Raw genomic sequence first — 19,085 nt, forward strand, 5'->3', positions numbered from 1 at the left:
AGGGGTCATCGGGTGCCCGCCTCGGCCAGCTTGGCGACCTGCTCGGCGTTGTCCTTGGTGACGAAGCCGGGTCCGGTGTTGACCGGCAGCCCGCCGCCCACGGTGTTGAGGTTCTTCTTGTACAGGGTGAGGAACGTGATGGGCAGCCAGCCCTGGAGGTACTGCTGCTGGTCCACCGCGAACAGGATCTCGCCGTCCTTGATGGCCGTCACGACGTCGCCCGACAGGTCGAACGTGGCGAGCTTGGCCTGGGAGCCGGAGTCCTTGACGGCGTCGCGCGCGGCGACCGCGACGGCCGGGTTGAGCGCGAGAACGCCGTTGACCTGCTTGTCGGACTGGAGCTTCGCGGCGACCTTGGAGGTGACGTCGGCGAGGTTGGCCACGTCCACCTGGAGCCGCTCGACCGTGCCGCCGAGGCCCTGCTCGGCGCCCTTGCAGCGCTGGTCGAGCCCCACGTTGCCGGCCTCGTGGACGACGCACAGGAGCTTGGTGACGCCCGCGGCCCTGAGCTGCTCGCCGGCGCCGCGCCCGGCCACGTCCTCCGACTGGCCGACGTGGGTGATCGCGCCGAACGCCTTGGAGGAGCCGGCGCCCGAGTTGATCGTCACCACGGGGATCTTCGCGGCGACGGCTCGGCCGACGGCCTCCTTCAGCGCGTCGGGGTTGGCCATGGACACGACGAGGCCGTCCACCTTCTGCGCGACGGCCTGGTCGATGAGCTGCGACTGCTTGCCGGGGTCGCCGTCGCCCTGGTAGGTGACGGTGACGCCGTACTGCTTGCCCGCCGCCTCGGCGCCGTTCTTCACCACGTCCCAGAAGGCGTCGCCCGCCGAGGCGTGGGTGATGACGGCGAACGTGCCGCCGCTCGCCGCGGGCGGGGCGGAGCCGGAGGCCGGGGCGCTCTGCGCGCCGGCTCCTCCGGACGAGGAGGAGCAGGCGCCCAGCGTCAGTGCGCAGAGCAGGGCCAGCACGACAGGGGCTCGTCTCACGGGACACCTCCATGACCATCAGGCTCGCCCCGGTTGTACATCAATATCAACTTGTCGTATAGACATACGGACCAATGCGATCAACGCTTGGAACGGAAAACTTCGTTCCGCTATAGTGGCGCTATGACGACCTCACCCATGAGCGGGCGCAAGGCCCAGGCCGCACGCAACGACGAGCTGATCCTGAAGGCGGCGCGGGCGGTCTTCACCGCGGACCCGGGCGCGCCGATCGCCGCGGTGGCCGAACGGGCCGGCGTCGGGATCAGCGCACTCTACCGCCGCTACGCCAGCAAGGAGGACCTGCTGCGCAAGCTGTGCCTCGACGGGCTGGAGCTCTACATCGCGGTGTCGGAGAAGGCCCTGGACGACCAGGGCGACCCGTGGGAGGCGTTCGCCGGCTACATGCGCGGCATCGTGGACGCCGACAGCAGCTCGCTGACCATCAAGCTGGCCGGCACCTTCCAGCCCACGCCGGAGCTGGGCGCGGCGGCGGCCCGGGCCTCCGAGCTGGCCACCCGGATCCACGCGCGGGCCGTGGCGGCGGGGGTGCTGCGGCCGGACGTGACGACGGCGGACATCGCGCTGCTGTTCGAGCAGATGGCGTCGGTCAAGCTGGGCGACGAGGAGCGTACGGGGCAGCTCCGGCACCGCTACCTGGCGCTGCTGCTGGACGCCCTGCGCCGCCCCGCCTCCCACGCCGCCCTGCCGGGCCCGGCCCCGGAGGACGCCGAACTCTCCGCCCGCTGGGTGCCCTGACCGCTCCCCGCCCGCCGGATCCACACCTCCCGCGAGACACCGCCGCCCCGAGCCCTTCGCGCCGTCCCCGCTCCCGCCCCGTCCGCGTTCGCGCCTGAGGCGCCTTCCGCCGCCCTCCTGCTTCCCTCCCCCGAGAGGTGCGCACCCGCCGAGAGGGTGAGGCACGTCAGGCGGCGAGGCATCGCGACGAGGTGAGGGGAGGCGGCCCGCGCAAAGGGTGCGGCGGGTCAGGCGGGTGGCGGGTCAGGCGGGTGGCGGGTCAGGCGGGTGGCGGGTCAGGCGGGTGGCGGGTCAGGCGGGTGGCCGGGCGAGGTGGCGGGCCAGGGCCAGGGTGCGGCGGGCGCGGGCCACGATCGGGGCGTCCACGAAGCGGCCGTCCGGCAGCGCCACCGCCCCCAGCCCCTCGCGCTCCGCCCGCTCGGCCGCCTCGGCGATCTCCGCGGCCCGGGCCGTCTCCTCCTCGGTGGGCGTGAAGGCCCGCCGGATCACCGGGATCTGGCGCGGGTGGATGGCCGCCCGGCCGAACATCCCGATCGCCCGCCCCGCGGCGCACGAGGCCAGCAGCCCCTCCTCGTCCCGTACGTTCGGATGGACCGACATGGGCACGGGCGGCAGGCCCGCCGCGGCGGCGGCCAGCACGACCTGGAGGCGGAGCTGGTTGAGCGCGGCCACGTCCGTGATCGACAGTTCGGCGGACAGGTCCTGCTCGCCCAGCGCCACACCGGCCACGCGCGGGTGGGCGGCGACGGCCGGGGCCGCCAGGATCCCCGCGGCCGACTCCAGCACCGCGTACGCGGGCACGGGGCAGCCGGCCAGCGCGTCCAGGACCGCGGCCGACTCGACCTTGGGCAGCCGGAGGCCGTCGAGCCCGGGCAGCCCGGCGAGCGCCGCCACGTCGTCGCGGCCCCGCGGCGTGGTCAGGTCGTTGACCCGCACGTGCACCGCCACGTCCGCCGCCACGTCCGCAGGGTCGGACGCGCGCTCGCGCAGGTAGGCGGCGACGTTGGCGCGGGCCTCGTCCTTGCGGGCGGGCGCGACCGCGTCCTCCAGGTCGATGATCACCACGTCCGCCCCCGACGCGACGGCCTTGGCGAACCGCTCGGGCCGGTCCCCCGGCACGTACAGCCACGAGACGGCGGGCACCCCGGACGCCGGGGACGTCATGCGATCACGCCCCGCTCGCGCAGCGCGGCGATGTCCTCGCCGCCGTAGGCCAGCTCCCCCAGCACCTCGTCCGTGTCGTGCCCGAGCGGCCGGCCCGGCCAGCGCACCTCGCCGGGCGTGTCCGACAGCCGGAACAGCACGTTCTGCATCGTCACCGAGCCCAGCTCCTCGTCCGGCAGCTCGACGAACGTGCCCAGGGCCGCGTACTGCGGGTCGCGGGCGATGTCGCGGACGTCGTAGATGGGGGCGACCGCCGCCTCCGCCTCCTCGAAGCGGGCGATGACCTCGTCGGCGTCGCGGGCGGCGATCCAGGTGGCGACGGCCTCGTCCAGCTCGTCCACGTGCGCGACCCGGCCCGCCCCGCTGGAGAACCACGGCTGCGCCACCAGGTCGGGCCGGCCGACGAGTGTGACGACGCGCTCGGCGACCGCCTGCGCGCTGGTGGAGACGGCCAGCCAGCGGCCGTCGCGGGTGCGGTAGGTGTTGCGGGGCGCGTTGCTGCTGGAGCGGTTGCCGGTGCGGCGCGGCACGGCCCCGAGCGCCTTGTACGCGCTCATCTGCGGGCCGAGCAGGCCGAGGATCGGCTCGATGATCGCCATGTCGACGACCTGCCCGCGTCCGGTCCGCTCGCGCGCGTGCAGCGCCACCATGATCGCGTACGACATCGCAAGGCCCGCGATGCCGTCGGCCAGCGCGAGCGGCGGCAGCGTGGGCGGGCCCTCCGGCTCGCCGGTCATCGCCGCGAAGCCGCTCATCGCCTCGGCCAGGGTGCCGAACCCAGGGCGGCGGGCCATCGGGCCGCTCTGCCCGAATCCGGTCATGCGGGCGACGATCAGCCGGGGGTTGAGCTCCAGCAGGTCCTTGGGGTCGAGGTTCCAGCGTTCCAGCGTGCCGGGACGGAAGTTCTCGATGAGCACGTCGGAACGGGCGGCGAGGCGGCGCAGGATCTCCTGCCCCTCCGGGTGCGACAGGTCGATCGCGGCGGCGCGCTTGTTGCGCGACAGGGACTTCCACCACAGGCCGACGCCGTCCACCGCGGCGCCGTGCCCGCGCGACGGGTCGCCGCGCCGGGGGTGCTCGATCTTGATCACGTCGGCGCCGAAGTCGCCCAGCATCATCGCGGCGGAGGGGCCGGCGAACAGCGTGGCGGCGTCGATGACCCGCAGGTCGGCGAGGCTCGTCATGTCTTATAACGTATAAGAAATACGTTCACGGTCAACCGGTGGCCCTCGTGCGAGAGACTGGACCCATGCCCAGCTCCGATCCGCGCCCCTCCGTGACCCCGCCCATGAGCAAGGCGGACTACGTCTACGGCGTGCTGGCCGAGGAGATCCGCTCCGCCCGCATCCCCGGCGGCACCGCGCTGCGCGCGGCGGCGATCGCGCGCCGCCTCGGGGTGTCGGTCACGCCGGTCCGCGAGGCGCTGCGCCGGCTCGAGAAGGACCGGCTGATCAGCTACGAGGCCCATCACGGCGCCACGGTGGTGGACCTCGGCGACGACGCGCTGGAGGAGTTCTACGGCCTGCGCGCGGTGGTCGAGGGCCTGGGGGCCCGGCTGGCCGCCGACCGGATCACGCCGGAGGAGCTCGACTGGCTGCGCGAGCTGCACGCCGCGATGGCCCGCGACGCGGCCGGCGGGCGGCTCGACCGGCTCGGCGAGCAGAGCCGGCACTTCCACCTGCGCATCGCCGACATCGGCGGCCCCGCATTCCTGGGGCAGCACGCCCGCGCCGTGCACGACAGCTTCCCGGTGCCCGCCACGGCCTCGCTGTGGCTCGACCCCGGCCAGGTGCCGCACCAGTTGGAGGCGCACGAAGGCATCCTGGACGCGCTGGAGCGCGGCGACGGGGCCGCCGCCGAGCAGCTCATGATCGAGCACGTGCGGCGGGCGGGCGACCACCGCCGCGACCACCCTCCGACCGGCTGACCCGCCTCCTTCTGAGCCGCCGCGTCCGCCCGGGCCGGCGGCCGGTCAGGCGGTGAGCTCGGCGCGGATCCCGGCCAGCACGTCCGGGGTCCGCGCGGCGTCGTGGGCCGAGCGCGACAGCCGCGCGAACGCCTCGTGGTGCGCCCGCACCGTCTCGGGGTCGTCCACCACGGTCGAGCCGTGCAGCAGGTGCAGCACCAGCACGCCCGGCCGGTCCCGCCCGGCGAAGCCCAGCAGCGTGAACGGCGGCCCGTGGTAGAGGTGGCCGGTCTCGGTGCACGGGCGCGCCACCTGGACGGCGACCCCGGGCCGCCCCGCCGCCGCCGCGATCGCGTCGACCTGCCCGACCCGGTCCGCCGGGCACGCCAGCGGCGGGTCGAGCAGCGCCCTGCGGTCCACGACCGCCCGCACGCGCGGGCCGCCGTCGCGGTCGAGCAGCTCCTGCCGGCGCAGGATCGTCCCGGCCCCGGCCTTGACCTGCTGGGGCGTCATGCCCGGGTGACCGCAGGCGCGGACCGTCGCCTCGGCGTAGGCCGGCGTCTGCAGCAGGGCGGGCACGAACATGGGCGCGTACGCGTCGACCTCGGCCGCCTCGTCCTCCAGCGCCAGGAACCGCGACAGCCACAGCGGGATCTCCGGCGCGTCGAACCAGCCGGGCCGCCGCTCGCCGCGCAGCAGCGCCAGCACGTGCCGGCGCTGGGCGGCGTCGTGCACGCCGTACAGCTCCAGCAGGGTGTCGGTGGTGGACTCGCGCGGCGCGACGTGCCCGTGCTCGATGCGGTAGACCGTGGAGGTGTTCAGCCCGGCGGCGTCGGCGGCCGTCCTCATGGACAGCCGGCGGGCGCGCCGCAGCGCGGCCAGCCGCGCCGCGACGATCGTATGCATACGTCGAATCCCCCACGCCGGCGAGCAGGAACCAGGTCAGGACCTGGTGTGTTGCAACATACCCACGCGTGATGCACGATGGCCACCACTTGATCCAGACCAGTCATGCATACGCCGACCGGGAAGGTCCCCCACGCCGTGGCCTACACGTGGATGCTGCGTCCCGACTACCGGACTCCCCCGGCGCCCGCGGGCGGGGCCGTCCCCGCGGGCCCGTGGCGCCACGCCGACAACGGGCAGGTGATGAACGGCGTCTACGAGCGTTTCCTGCCCGGCCGGCGGATCGAGGTGGTGGCGATCTGGTACGGCTACGTGCTGAGCCGCTGCGCCGGCCCGCGCATGCCCCGCTTCTCCAGCCCCCTCGTCTCGGCCTGGAACCCGGTGCTGGCCCAGGGCTTGACGGCCGGGCCGAAGGCGCCGTCGCCGTACCGGGACGCGCATTGGTGCGACCGGTGGACCGCCGAGGCGCTGCTGTACGGGCGCAAGCCCTTCGGGGTGTTCACGCTGCCGGTGGAGGAGGCGATGCGCTGGTTCACCGGCAGCGGCGGCACGGCCCTGGTCTACCGGGCGCGGAACACCGGCGAAGGGCTGGTGCGGGTGGTGGCGGGGCTGTCGGAGCCGTACGGGCGGCTGTTCGACGTGGACGCGCTGATCGCGGACTACCGGCGGGCGCTGCCGGGCGACCTCGGCGAGCAGGAGGCGGAGGCGCTCGCCGCGCACCGGGCGTCCTCCCCCGCCCTCGGCTACGTGCTGCGCGACGACGCGGAGGACGCCTTCCGGCGGGCGCCGCTGTCGGTGCGCGGGCTCACGCTGGGCTATCCGCCGCACGAGACGGCGGCGCGCGTCCTCGCCGGGACGGGTGCCAGGATAGGGGTGTGATCCGCGGCGTCCTGCTCGACCTCGACGGCACCCTGCTCGACCACCGCTCGGCGGCCGACGCGGCCGTCATCGGCTGGGTGTCCGAGCACGCGCCCGGCCATCCGCGGATGGCGGAGGTCGCCGCGCTGTGGCAGGCGCTGGAGGAGCCGCACCTGCGGGCCTGGCACGCGGGCGAGTGCTCGCTGGAGGAGCAGCGCCGGCGGCGGATCCGGGCGCTGTGCGTGGAGCTGGCCGTCACGGTGCCGGACGACCTGGACGCGGCGTTCGGCGCGTACGCCGTCCGCTACCGGCGCAGCTGGAGCGCCTACCCGGACGCGGCGGAGGCGGTGGCGGCGCTGGAGGGGTTCCGGCTGGGAGTGCTGACGAACGGGTCGCAGCGCGTGCAGGAGGCGAAGGTCCGGGCGATCGGCCTCGGCGGCCGGGTCGGGCCGGTGCTGACGGGCGAGGTGCTGGACGGGCACTACAAGCCGGCTCCGGGCTCCTACACGGCCGCGGCGCGGGCGCTCGGGCTGGCCCCCGGCGAGGTGCTGCTGGTGGGCGACGACGTGGTCAACGACGTGACGGCGCCGGCGGCGGCCGGGATGCGCTCGGTCTGGCTCGACCGCCTCGGGACGCGGCCGCCGCCCGCCGGGTTCCCGCGCATCACGTCGCTGGCCGAGCTGCCGGCCCTGGCCCGCGCCGCGCGGGGTCAGGGGGCGACCTCCGACAGGGCCGAGGAAGTGAGGTCGAAACCGCCGACGCAGGCGAGGTAGTCGCTCGTGGCGAGCGGGTCGCCCAGGTAGACGCCGCCCGCCTGCCGGACGAGCAGCGCGCCGGCCGCCACGTCCCACGGGTTGGCGCGTGTGCCGTACGCGGCGTCCGACCATCCGGCGGCGACGTGCGCGAGCTTGAGCGCGGCGCTGCCCACCCGGCGCACCGCCGAGAACGACGTCAGGAACCGGCCGTAGCGCCGCAGCGCGTCCTCGCCCTCGGCGGCCATGTCGCGGGGCGTCGGGTAGCTCGTCAGCAGCATGGCCTCACGGTCGCCGGTGGCGCCGGCGCTGCGGATGGGGGTGCCGTTGCACCAGGCGCCCGCCGTCGAGGCGGTGAACTCGTCGTCGCGCACCGGGTCGTACACCACGCCCGCGACCAGTTCGCCGTCCACGGCGGCGGCGATGGAGACGCAGAAGAACGGCAACCCGGCGGCGAAGTTGGCGGTGCCGTCGATCGGGTCGACGTACCAGCGCAGCCGTCCGGAGCCGGTGGCCCCGCCCTCCTCGCCGAGGACGGCGCTGCCGGGCCAGCGGCCCTCGATGACGGCGCGGATGCTCTCCTCGGCCGCCTTGTCGTGCTCGGTCACCGGGTCCTGGAAGTCGCGTTTGGTGGCGACCTCCGGGCGGGAGCGGAACGCCTTGCGCAGCCGTGGCCCGACCGCCCGGGCGGCCTCGCTGGCCGTCTCCAGCAGCGCGTCGTGCGGGAACTGCGTGTCGTCGTGTGGCGTGGCGTTCATGCCGGGCTCCCCCTCGATGGCATCGGCGCCGCGGTGTCTCGGCACCACGGTACGAGGACTCCCCTGCCCATTCCCGGCGGGGGCTCCCCTTCCGATCATGCCGTACGCGGTCCATGACCGTCGCATTTGTCTGGACATTATGACCTGCGTTAACCTGATCGGCATGACCGCGAATCTGGCGATCGACCTGGACCGATCCAGCCCCGTGCCGCTCTATTTCCAGGTGGCCGAGCAGATCGCCGAAGCGATCCGGCGAGGCGACCTGGCGCCCGGCGCCCGGCTCGACAACGAGATCCTGCTGGCCGACAAGCTCGGGCTGTCGAGGCCCACCATCCGCCAGGCCATCCAGTATCTCGTGGACAAGGGCCTGCTCGTGCGCAAGCGCGGCGTCGGCACCCAGGTGGTCCACGGCCAGGTCAAGCGGTCGGTGGAGCTGACCAGCCTGTACGACGACCTGCGCCGCGCGGGCCAGGAGCCGGCCACCCGGGTCATCGCCCTGGAGCCGCGCAGCGTGGACGAGGAGATCGCGGCCATCCTCGGCCTGGAGCCGGGCACCGAGGCGCTCTACCTGGAACGGCTGCGGTACGCGGCCGGCGAGCCGCTGGCCCTGCTGCACAACTGGCTGCCCCTCGGCCTGGCCCGGCTCGGCGCGACCGACCTGGAGACGCGGGGCCTGTACGAGCTGCTGCGCGGCGCGGGCGTGCGGATGCGGGTGGCCAACCAGCGCATCGGGGCCCGCGCGGCAGGCCAGAGCGAGGCCAGGCTGCTGGGTGAGCGGCGCGGCGCCCCGCTGCTCACGATGATCCGCACCACGTACGACGACCAGGGCCGCGCCGTCGAGCACGGCTCGCACGTCTACCGCGCCTCGCACTACTCCCTGGAGGTCACGCTCATCGAGCGCTGACCCGCGGCGCGGCCGGTCGTCGCGTCGGCCAGGCGCGGACCTGCGGCGGAGCGTCCGATCGGGGCGCGGGCGAAATGCCCGCCATCCCGGAGGCGTTGTTCCTGCCATAGGCATGGCGGCCCGTGGCAGCCCGCCTGCACGCCTCAGGACCACCCGAAGGCCGTCCGGAGAAGGACCGAGGGTCACGCGAGGGTCGCCCGAGGACCGCCGCGGGGCCGCCTCAGGCCGTGCCGAGCGCCCCCTCCGCGGGCGGCGGCCTTCACGGAGGGAGGTCCCATGCAACCAGGGTCCGAGAACACCGGACCGGATCCGCGGCGCTGGAAGGCCCTCGCGGTCACCCTCGTCGTCGGCTTCATGATCCTGCTCGACGTGACCATCGTGGCCGTGGCCCTGCCGTCCATGCAGCGCGGCCTCGGGGCCTCCCCCGCGCAGGTGCAGTGGGTGGTCTCCGGGTACGCGCTCACCTTCGCGCTCTCCCTCGTCCTGGCCGGCCGGCTGGGCGACGCGATGGGCCGGCGGCGCATCTTCCTGATCGCGCTGGCCGCGTTCGTGCTGTGCAGCATGGCCGCCGGGGCCGCGCCCACCATCGGGCTGCTGGTCGCGGCCCGGCTCGCCCAGGGGATCGCCGCCGGCTTCCTGGCCCCGCAGAACTCCGCGCTGATCCAGCAGCTGTTCCGGGGCGCCGAGCGCGGGCGCGCCTTCGGCCTGTTCGGGGCGACCGTCGGCGTCTCCAGCGCGGTCGGCCCCATCACCGGCGGCCTGATCATCGCGCTCGCGGGCGCCGAGGAGGGCTGGCGCTGGATCTTCTTCGTCAACGTGCCCATCGGGGTGGCCGCGCTCGCCCTGGCCGCCCGGCTGCTGCCCCACGGCCGCGGCGCCCGGCGCGGGACGCTGGACGTGGCGGGCGTGGTGCTGCTCGGCGCCGGCGTGTTCCTCCTCATGTTCCCTCTGGTGCAGGCCGACTCGGGCGGCGTGCACAAACTCTGGTGGATGTTCCCCGCCGGGGCGGTGCTGCTCGCGGCGTTCGTGCTCTGGGAGCGGCGCGTCGCGGCCCGCGGCCACGACCCGCTGCTCGCGCCCGGACTCCTCACTCAGACGCGCGGCTACGCGCCGGGCGCGGCGCTCGCCACGGTCTACTTCATCGGCTTCAGCGGCGTCTGGCTGGTCTTCGCGCTGTACTTCCAGAACGGGCGGGGGTTCTCGCCGCTGATGTCGGGGTTGTGCGTCACGCCGTTCGCGATCGGCTCGGCCGGCGCGGCCGTCGTGGCCGGGCGGCTGGTGGAGCGGCTGGGACGGCTGCTGACCGTGCTCGGGCTCGCCGGGGTCGTGGTGGGGCTGTCGGCGGCGGCGCTGCTGCTGGGCTTCGCCTCGCCGGGCGTGGCCGTGTGGGCGGCGATCCCCGCGCTGCTCGTCGGCGGCGTCGGCAGCGGCTTCGTGATCTCGCCGAACATCACCATGACGCTCAAGGAGGTGCCCGTGCGGATGGCCGGCGCGGCCGGCGGCGCCCTGCAGACGGGCCAGCGGCTCGGCGGCGCGGTGGGCACGGCGGCCCTGCCGGGCGTGTACTACCTGGTGCTCACCTCCAGCGGCGACACCTCGGAGGCGGTGACCGTGGCCCTGGGCGCCGCCGTCGGCGGCGTGCTGGTCGCCCTCGCCATCGCCGTGACGGAGTGGCGGCGGGACGGCCGGCCCCGGCCGTGCCCGCCCGAGGTCGCCCACGGCCACACCCACGCCGGCCAGGGCTGAGCGCCCCGCGGCGACCCGGCCGGAGAATCCGACGCGGCGGGCGCCCCTTGCCATACCAGGACACGATCCCCCATCATGCCTGGTGGGTTCGGCGTCGCACCATGAGCGGCCGGCCCGAGGGGACCGGGGCTCCATCGCCTGAAGGAAGGGAGCGGACCGCTACCCGGTGGCACGTCTCCAGGAGACAGCGATGTCGCATCGCACAGACACCCGAACAGCGGACACCCGCCCGGCCGGCGGCCGGAGCGAGGCCGAGCGGCCCGACTCGCCGCACCTCGACTTCGCGGGCACGACCCCGTACGAGGACTACGTCCACGCGGACGTCCTCACCCACCTGCAGCACCCTCTGTCCGACGACCCGGGCGAGATGGCGTTCCTCGTCACCACCCAGGTCATGGAGCTGTGGTTCACCGTGATCGTCCACGAGTGGGAGACCGCCGGCCGCGCCCTGCGCGAGGACCGGCTGCCCGTCGCGATGGCCGCGCTGCGGCGCAGCGCGCGCGAGCTGGAGGCGCTGAACGCCTCCTGGCGGCCGCTGGCGCGGCTCACCCCGGAGGAGTTCAACGCCTACCGGGCCGCGCTCGGCGAGGGCTCGGGGTTCCAGTCGGCGATGTACCGGCGGATGGAGTTCCTGCTCGGCGAGAAGTCGCCGTCCATGCTGGTGCCGCACCGCGGCGCGCCGCGCGTCCACGAGGAGCTGGAGAAGGCGCTGCACCAGCCCAGCCTGTACGACGAGGTCCTGCACCTGCTCGCGCGGCGCGGCCACCCCGTGCCGCGGGCCGTGCTGGAGCGGGACCTGTCGCAGCGCTACGAGCCCAGCGCCGAGGTCGAGGCGGTGTGGGCGGCGATCTACTCCGGCGACCGGGACGCCGACCTGGCCCGGCTCGGCGAGGCGCTGACGGACGTCGCCGAGCTGGTGTGGCGCTGGCGCAACGACCATCTCGTGGCGACCCGGCGCGCGATGGGCGCCAAGACCGGCACCGGCGGCTCGGCGGGCGTCGCGTGGCTGGAGAAGCGGGCCGCCAAGACCGTGTTCCCCGAGCTCTGGACGGCGCGCAGCCATGTCTGACCTTTCTCTCGGTTCCGACCGGGGCGCCCTGCGCGAGAAGGCGCGCAAGCTGGACGAGGCCGACCCGCTGTCGGCCAAGCGCGCGGAGTTCGTCCTCGACGACGACACCGTCTACCTCGACGGCAACTCGCTCGGCGCGCTGCCCGCCGTCGTGCCCGGCCGGATGGCCGACGTGGTGGCGCGGCAGTGGGGGCGGCTGCGCATCAGGTCCTGGACGGAGTCCGGGTGGTGGACGGCGCCGGAGCGCGTCGGCGACCGCATCGCGCCGCTGGTCGGCGCGGCGCCCGGCCAGGTCGTGGCCGGCGACTCCACCAGCGTGAACGTCTTCAAGGCGCTGGTGGGCGCGGTCCGGATGGCGGGCGAGGGGCGCGACGAGATCGTGGTGGACGCGACGACGTTCCCCACGGACGGCTACATCGCCGAGTCGGCGGCGCGGCTGACGGGCCGCCGTCTGGTCGCCGCCGACCCGGCCGGCATCGTGGACGCCCTCGGCCCGCGTACCGCCGTCGCCCTGGTCAACCACGTCGACTACCGCAGCGGGCGGCTGCACGACCTGCCGGGCGTGACGGCCGCCGCGCACGAGGCGGGCGCCCTGGTGGTGTGGGACCTGTGCCACAGCGCGGGCGCGCTGCCGGTCGGGCTCGACGAGCACGGCGTCGATCTGGCTGTCGGCTGCACGTACAAGTACCTCAACGGCGGCCCCGGCTCGCCGGCCTTCCTGTACGTGCGCCGCGACCTGCAGTCCCGCTTCGACTCGCCGCTGCCCGGCTGGAACTCCCACCGCGACCCCTTCGGCATGTCCGGCCGGTACGAGCCGGCGGACGGCGCCGTGCGGGGCCGGGTGGGCACGCCCGACATCCTCTCGATGCTGGCCCTGGAGGCGGCGCTGGAGGTGTGGGACGGGGTGCCGATCGAGGCGGTGCGGGACAAGAGCCTGGCGCTGACGGACTTCTTCCTGGAGTGCGTCGCCGCGTACGTGCGGCCGGGACGCGTCGAGTCGATCACTCCGGCCCGCCACGGGGAGCGGGGCAGCCAGGTCGCGCTGCGCTGCGCCGGGGCGGGCGCGGTGATGGAGACGCTGATCGCCCGCGGGGTGGTCGGCGACTTCCGGCACCCGGACGTGCTGCGGTTCGGCTTCACGCCCCTGTACGTGTCGTTCGCGGACACGGAACGGGCGGCGCGCGTGCTGGCCGAGGTCGTCGCGGCCGGCACGTGAACGCGGCCGGGCGGGACGCCGCCGGGCAGGACGCCGCGGATCAGGACGCCGCCGAGCAGGCGTCGGCCTTCTCCCACCCGTACGCGGAGCCGGACGCGACCGTGTGCTACGGCGGCCACCCCGACCAGCTCGTCGACCTCTACGCTCCCCGCGGCGGGCCGCTCGGCGGCCCCGCGGCCGGCCCCGGTTCCCGTGCCGCGACCGCGCCCTCCGCGCGGCCCGGCACCGGCGGGCTCACCGGCCCCGGCGCCGGGAGGGCGCCGCTCGTCGTCGTCCTGCACGGTGGGGCGTGGCGGGCGGCCTACGACCGGCGGCACGTCTCCCCCTTCGCCGCCTTCCTCGCCCGCCGGGGTCTCGCGGTGGCCTCGGTGGAGTACCGGCGGGGCGGCGCGGCGCCGGGCGCGGCGGGGCGCTGGCCGGAGACGTTCGACGACGTGGCCGCCGCCCTCGACGCCCTGCCCGCCCTCGCGGCGGACGCGCTGCCCGGGGTGGACACGAGCCGCGTCGTGCTCACCGGCCACTCGGCGGGCGGGCACCTCGCGTTGTGGGCCGCCGCGCGTCACAGGCTGCCGCCGGCTTCGCCGTGGCGGCTTCCCGGCCCGTCCGTCGCGGGTGTCGTGGCGCTCGCGCCGATCGCCGACCTCGTCCGGGCCCGCGAGCTGGCCGTGTGCTCGGACGCCGCGCTCCAGCTGCTCGGCGGGCCGGACCGCTTCGAGGAGCGGCGCCCGTCGGCCGACCCCGCGGTACTGCTGCCGGCGGGTGTGCCCACGACGATCGTGCATGGGCGCGACGACGTGGTGGTGCCGGTCGAGGTCAGCGCGTCCTACGCGCGCTCGGCCGCCGCGGCGGGCCGGCCGGTGCGCCTCACGCTGGTGGCGGACGCCGGCCACTTCCCGCTGATCGACCCGGCGGCGGACGCCTGCGCCGTGGTCGCCGAGGAGGTCACGCGCGTCCTGACCCGTCCTTGACCGCGGCGGCGCGGATCTCGGACGGCCCCGCCGCATGGCTCCCCACCGACCGGGCCGACCCCGCGCGGCCCGGGTGAGGCCACGCGACCGGGCCGACCACGCGCGGCCGGGGTGAGGCCACGCGGCCGGGGCGACTCCACGCTGACGGCTAGCCGGTGGGGCCGAGCAGGCGGAGGAGTTCCTCCTCCCGGGCCGCGCTGAGCCCCGCCCGGCGCTCTCGCTCCAGTCCCTCGGCGCGTTCCCACGCCAGCACGTCCGTGACCAGGTCGGCCCGCGGGCGGTGGCGCAGCCCGGCCGCGAGCGCGGCGGCTCCGGAACGGGCGGACCAGCCCTCCCATCCCGGCTCGACCAGCCACATCGGCAGCGACTCCGGCCCCATGTACTCGGCGACGCCCTGCTCGAGCAGCCAGGCCGGGTCGGCCCGCACCACCGGCCCGGTGTGCCCGGCGACGGCGCGGCTCAGCTCGATCCACTCGCCGAACGGCACCACGGGCCCGACCGCGTCGAAGGTGCCGGTCGTCCCGCTCTCGGCGCAGTCGAGCAGCCAGCCGGCCAGGTCACGCACGTCGATCACCTGGGTGGGGAGGTCCAGGGAGTCGGGGACGAGCAGCGGGCCGTGCGGGTCGCGGGCCGCCCGCGCCACCCAGTAGCCCGTGCGCCCGCTGTGATCGCCGGGCCCGCCGATCAGCCCGGCGCGCGCGATGAGCAGCCGGTCGCCCACGGCCTCGGCCGAGGCCCGCTCACAGGCGACCTTCGCCTCGCCGTACAGCTCCCGGCCCACCTCGTCGCGGTCGGTGGGTTCCAGCAGCGGCCGGCTCTCGTCGGCGCCGGGCACGCCGTGGTCGGCGTAGGCGTTGCCGGAGGACACATACGTCCAGTGCTTGGCCCGCTCTCCCAGCGCCGCCAGCGCGCCGCGCACGAGGCCCGGCTGCCACGACACCTCCACGACGGCGTCCCAATCCTGGTGCCGCACCTCCTCGTAAGCCCCCGGCGCCCGCCGGTCGGCGGCCACCAGCACCGCGCCGTCGGCCGCCTGGCCGCTCTCGCCACGCGCCAGGCACGTCACCGCGTGCCCCCGCCCGACCGCCTGCCGCGCCACCTCGCGGCCCAGCCATGCCGTTCCGCCAAGGATGAGAATCTTCATGAACGCACTCAACCACCTGCCACGACGCCTCCCGGGCCGGTTCGCAGGGGGCGTAACGGAGGGCAGGTGCGGACAAGGCGTGCGGGCCGTGCCATCGGTCCGGCACGCGAGCGGGACCCGGCGGGCCAGCGGCCCGTGTGAGAGCGGACGTCGATGACCGTCATGCCCGCCGCCAGGGCCGCGGCGACGCCTTCGTCGCTGTCCTCGTAGACGGCGCACCGCTCAGGGGCGATCCCGAGCCGGTGCGCGGCCAGGAGGAAGATGTCCGGGGCGGGTTTGCCGCGCTCGACGTCCTCGCGGGTGACCACGGTGGAGAACAGGGAGGCGTAGGGCAGGTGGCGCATGGTCCGGGAGATGACGGTCCGCGATCCGCCGGAGGCGACGGCCATGGGCAGCCTGCCGTGGTAGGTCCGGACGATCTCCAGCACGGCCGGGTGCGCCCGGACGCGGTGGGCCTGCCGGAGGAAGTGCTCGTCGCACCGGGCGACGATCTCGCGGACGGGGATGGGCAGGTCCAGGGCTTCGGCCATGGCGCGGTAGTTGGCGCCTTGGCTGTCCACCAGCGTGCCGTCCCAGTCGAACAGCAGGCCGTCGGCGTCCCTTGGGGCGAGCGGGGAGAGCATGCGACGGCTCCGCCTTTCGGACGCTTTTCGCCGTATCCGGAAATATAGGCGAATTCTGCCGAGGCGTCCCCTGGCGCGACGGCCGCGTGCTCAGCGCGGGGCCGGAGGCACCTCGCCCGGCCTCCCCGAGCGCAGGCGGACGCCGCGGCTCGCGCACCGGGATCACCCCCGCCCCGCGGCTCGCGCACCGGGATCACCCTCGCCCCGCGGGCGGGCCGTCGCCGGGCGGCGACGCCTGCCGGAGGGTGAGCGCGGCGACGACGGTGACGCCCATCGCCGCCGCGCCGAGCCAGGATGCCGACGTGTATCCGGCGTCGGCCGGGAACGTCGCGCCCGGCGGAGTGGCGGCGGCCAGCGTGAGACCGCCCAGCGCGCTGCCGATCGAGAAGCCGACGCTGCGGACCACCTGGTTGAAGCTCATGGCGCTCGACGTCTCGCCGGCCGGGGTGACGGCCAGGATCGCGGCCGGCATCGCCGCCGAGAACACGCCGACACCCAGACCCAGCAGGCCCATCACCGCGAACGACAGCCACAACTGGCCGCGGGCCAGCGCGAACAGCACCAGCGCCGCCAGCACGGCGCCGCCCCCGGCGGCCAGCACCGCCGCCGGGGCGAACCGCCCGTGCAACGGCCGCACCAGCCTGCCGCCGACGAACCCCAGCGCCGAGAACGGCACCAGCACCAGGCCCGCCACGAACACGCCGACGCCGAACCCGTACCCGGCCGAGGCGGGTGTCTGCACGTAGCGGGTGACCAGGGTCAGCAGCAGGTACATGCCGACGCCGCCGAGCAGCATGACCGCGTTGGCCCCGGCCACCGCGGGCGTGCGCAGCAGCGCCAGGTCCACCAGCGGGGCCGCGCACCGGCGTTCGCGCCGTACCCAGCCGACCAGCAGCACGGCGGCGGCGGCCACGAGCGCCGCGGCGAGGACCGGACGGCGGGTCCACAGAGCGCTCTGGCTGATCGCCAGCAACAGGGCCGACAGGCCGGCGCCGAGCAGCGCCGCACCCGGCACGTCGACGGCCGACGCGCGGCCCGCCGGCGGCCGGGGCACCGACCACCAGGCGGCGCCCAGCGCGAGCGCGGTGACCAGCAGGCCGAGCCCGTAGGCCGCGCGCAGCCCCGCCACGTCGGTCAGCAGCCCGGCCAGCGGGTAGCCGACGCCGATGCCGACGATGGAGGCCACCGACAGCAGCGCGATCGCCGAGCCGGAACGCGACGCCGGCAGGTGGTCACGGGCCACGCCCATCAGCAGCGGCGTCAGCCCCAGCCCCGCCCCTTGGGCCACCCGTCCGGCCAGCAGCCAGCCGAACGGCAGCGGCGCCACGGTCAGCACACTGCCCGCCACCACGACCGCCAAGGTGGCCAGGACGACCTGGCGGCGGCGCGGCCCCGTGCCCAGGCGGCCCAGCACCGGCGTGGCGATCGCGCCGACGAGCAGCGGGGCGGTGAGCGTCCACTGCGCGGCGGCCAGCGACACGCCGAACGAGCCCGCCACCGAGGTGATCAGCGGCGCCCCGAGACTGCCGACGACCGCCACGACGAGCGCGGTGAAGACCAGCGCCGGCACGAGCATGCGGCCGGTGGCGGTCGTGTCTTCGGCGGTCACCGGTTCGCCTCGGCGGTGAGGCTCTCCCGCGCCACCTCGCGCGACTCCGCCGGGCGCGCGCCCGATGCGAGGCCGTCCGTGATCGTGTCGCCGGAGGCCGGCGGCAGTACCCTTCTCATCCGTCCCCTCCGTCATGGACCTGCGGGTCCGTGAAGATCTCCCGAAGCCGCCGCTCCCGCTCAGACGCTCGCCCCGCCGGCTTCCGCGGTCTCTCCCGGCCGGTCACGGCAGGCGAAGGACGCCCGCGATCCGCGCGGCACCGCCCAGCCGGACCACGGCGCCCCGCGGGGCGGCGGTGATCGTGGACGGACTGCCGAGGGAGTCGCCCATGTCCACGGTGATGCCGGCGAAGCCCTGATCGGCGAGATGGGCGGCGAGGCAGGCGGTGCTGTTGGCGTTGGCGACGTCCTCGGGCACGCCGATCGACGGGGCGAACATGCGGGCCGCGGCCCGGCCGGAGCGCTCCGGGACGGAGTAGACGTAGCAGCCGAGGAGGCCCAGCCGGTCGCAGGCGGCGCGGAGCCGGTCGAGGTCCGGGTCCAGCGCGGCCAGGGCCGGCCGCGTGGCGAGGGGGATCAGCAGCCGCGGCCGCCCCACCGCGGCGACCCGGGCACCGGGCGCGAGGATGTCCGGGGTGACGCCGAGAGCGGGCAGGACGAGGTCGCACTCGGCCGCGGTGGGCTCGCGCAGGTCGACGGAGCCGGTGTCGAAGGAGGCCGTGACGTGGCCCTCCTCCCCCACGGCGCGACCAGGGAGGTCGCCGCCCGGCGTACGGAGGGTGGTGCGGTGCTCCGCGCTCCCGGCGCGCTCGGCGAGGAAGGCCAGGGCCGCGATCGTCCCGTGGCCGCACGCGGGCAGCTCGCCCTCCGCGGTGAAGAAGCGCAGGCTCGCCACCGGTCCGTCCGGTCCGTCCGGTCCGTCGTACGCGGAGACGAAGACCGCGTGCGAGGTTCCGGTCAGGACCGGCACGCGGCGGCGCTCGTCCTCGCTCAACGGCGCCTCCTCCATCACCGCGGTGGGGCTGCCGCCTTCGCCGTCGCGCAGGCAGGCGTGGACGATCGTGACCCGCGCGCCGCCGCCGCTCATCGGCGGTCACTCCCGTCGGTCCCCTCGGCCCTGGCCGGTCGCGGGGGTCGCGGCTCTTCCGGGAACGGGACGGCCCAGGGCTCCTCCTCCAGCAGGAGCCCGTTCGCCAGATACCCGATGGTGCGGTACCAACCGGCCAGAACGAGGAACTCGATCAGCTGCTCGTCCGGGTAGTGGACGCGCAGGGCGTCCCAGGCGGGCTGCGACAGCCGCGCGGTCTCGTGCAGCTCGTCGACCGCGTGCAGCAGCGCCGCGTGACGCGCGGGCCACGAGCCGTCGACCCCGGGGGCGGCGGTCGCCCGCAGCCGCTCCGGGCTGAGGCCGGCCTGCCGGGCGAGGGTGGCCGCGTGGACGCCCCACTCGTAGCGGCACCCTGCGCGGGCGGTGACGCGGGCGATGACGAGCTCCCGGTCGGCGGCGGGCAGCAGCCCGTGGCCGAGCAGCCCGGCGCCCAGGACGAACATCCGCGAGGCCAGCTCCGGGTTGCGGTGCAGGACGCGGAACAGCGTGAGCGGCTCGTGCGGCACGCCGGGCGGCATCCAGCGGCGCAGCGCCTGCTCGACGGAGGCGGGATAGGGCGGGGCTAGCGGTTCGATGCGCGGCACGTGAGCACTCCTGCTTCGATTTCCGA

The 19,085-nt window shown here is 75.5% G+C and carries 20 protein-coding genes; 9 read left to right on the forward strand and 11 right to left on the reverse strand.

All coding sequences use genetic code 11. From position 1 onward, the window contains the following. Window positions 1-5: 5 nt before the first annotated feature. Window positions 6-989, reverse strand: a complete 984-nt coding sequence (locus tag HT134_RS01525) for a sugar ABC transporter substrate-binding protein (protein ID WP_175598441.1) — start codon at window positions 987-989, stop codon at window positions 6-8. A 123-nt stretch (window positions 990-1,112) separates the two neighbouring features. Between HT134_RS01525 and HT134_RS01530 the strand changes: the two genes are divergently transcribed. Next, window positions 1,113-1,745 carry a TetR/AcrR family transcriptional regulator gene (locus tag HT134_RS01530; protein WP_246363509.1) on the forward strand — a complete coding sequence of 211 codons (633 nt, stop codon included), beginning with the start codon at window positions 1,113-1,115 and terminating at the stop codon, window positions 1,743-1,745. Window positions 1,746-2,036: 291 nt separating this feature from the next. On the opposite strand, the gene HT134_RS01535 is transcribed toward HT134_RS01530, so the two are convergent. After that, window positions 2,037-2,909: an HpcH/HpaI aldolase/citrate lyase family protein gene (locus tag HT134_RS01535; protein WP_175598442.1), complete on the reverse strand. Its 873-nt coding sequence runs from the start codon at window positions 2,907-2,909 to the stop codon at window positions 2,037-2,039. Beyond that, window positions 2,906-4,093 carry a CaiB/BaiF CoA transferase family protein gene (locus tag HT134_RS01540; RefSeq protein WP_175598443.1) on the reverse strand — a complete coding sequence of 396 codons (1,188 nt, stop codon included), beginning with the start codon at window positions 4,091-4,093 and terminating at the stop codon, window positions 2,906-2,908. The genes HT134_RS01535 and HT134_RS01540 overlap by 4 nt, the downstream gene beginning before the upstream one ends. Before the next feature lie 65 nt (window positions 4,094-4,158). Here HT134_RS01540 and HT134_RS01545 point away from each other — a divergent pair, with 65 nt between their 5' ends. Next, window positions 4,159-4,836 carry a GntR family transcriptional regulator gene (locus HT134_RS01545; RefSeq protein ID WP_246363510.1) on the forward strand — a complete coding sequence of 226 codons (678 nt, stop codon included), beginning with the start codon at window positions 4,159-4,161 and terminating at the stop codon, window positions 4,834-4,836. A gap of 45 nt (window positions 4,837-4,881) precedes the next feature. Here the strand turns inward: HT134_RS01545 and HT134_RS01550 are convergent, their stop codons facing one another. Further along, window positions 4,882-5,721 carry a helix-turn-helix domain-containing protein gene (locus HT134_RS01550; protein ID WP_175598444.1) on the reverse strand — a complete coding sequence of 280 codons (840 nt, stop codon included), beginning with the start codon at window positions 5,719-5,721 and terminating at the stop codon, window positions 4,882-4,884. Between the two features lie 105 nt (window positions 5,722-5,826). Between HT134_RS01550 and HT134_RS01555 the strand changes: the two genes are divergently transcribed. Continuing rightward, window positions 5,827-6,600 carry a hypothetical protein gene (locus HT134_RS01555; protein WP_217707133.1) on the forward strand — a complete coding sequence of 258 codons (774 nt, stop codon included), beginning with the start codon at window positions 5,827-5,829 and terminating at the stop codon, window positions 6,598-6,600. Next, window positions 6,597-7,352, forward strand: a complete 756-nt coding sequence (locus HT134_RS01560; protein ID WP_175598446.1) for an HAD family hydrolase — start codon at window positions 6,597-6,599, stop codon at window positions 7,350-7,352. The genes HT134_RS01555 and HT134_RS01560 overlap by 4 nt, the downstream gene beginning before the upstream one ends. Here HT134_RS01560 and HT134_RS01565 read toward each other — a convergent pair. Continuing rightward, on the reverse strand, window positions 7,289-8,089 hold the full coding sequence (locus HT134_RS01565; RefSeq protein WP_175598447.1) for an inositol monophosphatase family protein: 801 nt from the start codon (window positions 8,087-8,089) through the stop codon (window positions 7,289-7,291). The genes HT134_RS01560 and HT134_RS01565 overlap by 64 nt on opposite strands. 163 nt (window positions 8,090-8,252) lie before the next feature. On the opposite strand from HT134_RS01565, the gene HT134_RS01570 reads away from it, so the two are divergent. The 5 genes from HT134_RS01570 to HT134_RS01590 all read left to right on the forward strand — a co-directional run bounded on the left by HT134_RS01570 (window position 8,253) and on the right by HT134_RS01590 (window position 13,992). Further along, window positions 8,253-8,993, forward strand: coding sequence for a GntR family transcriptional regulator (locus HT134_RS01570; protein WP_175598448.1), 741 nt, complete (start codon window positions 8,253-8,255; stop codon window positions 8,991-8,993). Between the two features lie 276 nt (window positions 8,994-9,269). Continuing rightward, the gene (locus tag HT134_RS01575) at window positions 9,270-10,739 is read left to right on the forward strand and encodes an MFS transporter (protein WP_175598449.1); all 1,470 of its coding nucleotides are present in this window, start codon (window positions 9,270-9,272) and stop codon (window positions 10,737-10,739) included. A gap of 190 nt (window positions 10,740-10,929) precedes the next feature. Continuing rightward, complete coding sequence (locus HT134_RS01580; protein ID WP_175598450.1) at window positions 10,930-11,808, forward strand: tryptophan 2,3-dioxygenase family protein; 879 nt, start codon at window positions 10,930-10,932, stop codon at window positions 11,806-11,808. Further along, the gene (gene kynU, locus HT134_RS01585) at window positions 11,801-13,024 is read left to right on the forward strand and encodes a kynureninase (RefSeq protein WP_175598451.1); all 1,224 of its coding nucleotides are present in this window, start codon (window positions 11,801-11,803) and stop codon (window positions 13,022-13,024) included. Before HT134_RS01580 ends, kynU begins: the two co-directional genes overlap by 8 nt. After that, complete coding sequence (locus tag HT134_RS01590) at window positions 13,021-13,992, forward strand: alpha/beta hydrolase family protein (RefSeq protein ID WP_175598452.1); 972 nt, start codon at window positions 13,021-13,023, stop codon at window positions 13,990-13,992. The genes kynU and HT134_RS01590 overlap by 4 nt, the downstream gene beginning before the upstream one ends. Window positions 13,993-14,140: 148 nt before the next feature. Here the strand turns inward: HT134_RS01590 and HT134_RS01595 are convergent, their stop codons facing one another. From HT134_RS01595 to HT134_RS01615, 6 genes are all read right to left on the reverse strand, one after another. Next, window positions 14,141-15,136 (reverse strand): Rossmann-fold NAD(P)-binding domain-containing protein, encoded by a 996-nt coding sequence (locus HT134_RS01595; RefSeq protein WP_175598453.1) that lies wholly within the window; start codon window positions 15,134-15,136, stop codon window positions 14,141-14,143. Between the two features lie 8 nt (window positions 15,137-15,144). Then, the gene (locus tag HT134_RS01600; RefSeq protein ID WP_175598454.1) at window positions 15,145-15,759 is read right to left on the reverse strand and encodes an HAD family hydrolase; all 615 of its coding nucleotides are present in this window, start codon (window positions 15,757-15,759) and stop codon (window positions 15,145-15,147) included. Window positions 15,760-15,952: 193 nt separating this feature from the next. Then, complete coding sequence (locus HT134_RS01605) at window positions 15,953-17,368, reverse strand: MFS transporter (RefSeq protein WP_217707134.1); 1,416 nt, start codon at window positions 17,366-17,368, stop codon at window positions 15,953-15,955. After that, entirely contained in the window at window positions 17,365-17,487 is a 123-nt protein-coding gene (locus HT134_RS46685) for a hypothetical protein (RefSeq protein WP_281387359.1), read from the reverse strand. Before HT134_RS46685 ends, HT134_RS01605 begins: the two co-directional genes overlap by 4 nt. A gap of 103 nt (window positions 17,488-17,590) precedes the next feature. Beyond that, entirely contained in the window at window positions 17,591-18,454 is an 864-nt protein-coding gene (locus HT134_RS01610; RefSeq protein WP_175598455.1) for a PhzF family protein, read from the reverse strand. After that, a complete protein-coding gene (locus HT134_RS01615; RefSeq protein WP_175598456.1) occupies window positions 18,451-19,059 on the reverse strand; it encodes a carboxymuconolactone decarboxylase family protein in 609 nt (202 codons plus the stop codon). Before HT134_RS01615 ends, HT134_RS01610 begins: the two co-directional genes overlap by 4 nt. Between the last annotated feature and the right edge of the window lie 26 nt (window positions 19,060-19,085).

It is taken from the genome of Nonomuraea rhodomycinica, assembly GCF_013363995.1.
In the GTDB taxonomy this organism is placed as follows: Bacteria; Actinomycetota; Actinomycetes; order Streptosporangiales; family Streptosporangiaceae; genus Nonomuraea; species Nonomuraea rhodomycinica.

Excerpts from the sequence above, each read along its gene's own strand:
- HT134_RS01575 (WP_175598449.1), top strand. The coding sequence starts at position 9,270 with ATGCAACCAGGGTCCGAGAACACCGGACCGGATCCGCGGCGCTGGAAG.
- HT134_RS01565 (WP_175598447.1), bottom strand. The coding sequence starts at position 8,089 with ATGAACGCCACGCCACACGACGACACGCAGTTCCCGCACGACGCGCTG.
- HT134_RS01570 (WP_175598448.1), top strand. The coding sequence starts at position 8,253 with ATGACCGCGAATCTGGCGATCGACCTGGACCGATCCAGCCCCGTGCCG.
- HT134_RS01540 (WP_175598443.1), bottom strand. The coding sequence starts at position 4,093 with ATGACGAGCCTCGCCGACCTGCGGGTCATCGACGCCGCCACGCTGTTC.
- HT134_RS01595 (WP_175598453.1), bottom strand. The coding sequence starts at position 15,136 with ATGAAGATTCTCATCCTTGGCGGAACGGCATGGCTGGGCCGCGAGGTG.
- HT134_RS01535 (WP_175598442.1), bottom strand. The coding sequence starts at position 2,909 with ATGACGTCCCCGGCGTCCGGGGTGCCCGCCGTCTCGTGGCTGTACGTG.
- HT134_RS01530 (WP_246363509.1), top strand. The coding sequence starts at position 1,113 with ATGACGACCTCACCCATGAGCGGGCGCAAGGCCCAGGCCGCACGCAAC.
- HT134_RS01550 (WP_175598444.1), bottom strand. The coding sequence starts at position 5,721 with ATGCATACGATCGTCGCGGCGCGGCTGGCCGCGCTGCGGCGCGCCCGC.
- HT134_RS01555 (WP_217707133.1), top strand. The coding sequence starts at position 5,827 with ATGCATACGCCGACCGGGAAGGTCCCCCACGCCGTGGCCTACACGTGG.
- HT134_RS01580 (WP_175598450.1), top strand. The coding sequence starts at position 10,930 with ATGTCGCATCGCACAGACACCCGAACAGCGGACACCCGCCCGGCCGGC.
- HT134_RS01545 (WP_246363510.1), top strand. The coding sequence starts at position 4,159 with ATGCCCAGCTCCGATCCGCGCCCCTCCGTGACCCCGCCCATGAGCAAG.
- HT134_RS01600 (WP_175598454.1), bottom strand. The coding sequence starts at position 15,759 with ATGCTCTCCCCGCTCGCCCCAAGGGACGCCGACGGCCTGCTGTTCGAC.
- HT134_RS46685 (WP_281387359.1), bottom strand. The coding sequence starts at position 17,487 with ATGAGAAGGGTACTGCCGCCGGCCTCCGGCGACACGATCACGGACGGC.
- HT134_RS01610 (WP_175598455.1), bottom strand. The coding sequence starts at position 18,454 with ATGAGCGGCGGCGGCGCGCGGGTCACGATCGTCCACGCCTGCCTGCGC.
- kynU (WP_175598451.1), top strand. The coding sequence starts at position 11,801 with ATGTCTGACCTTTCTCTCGGTTCCGACCGGGGCGCCCTGCGCGAGAAG.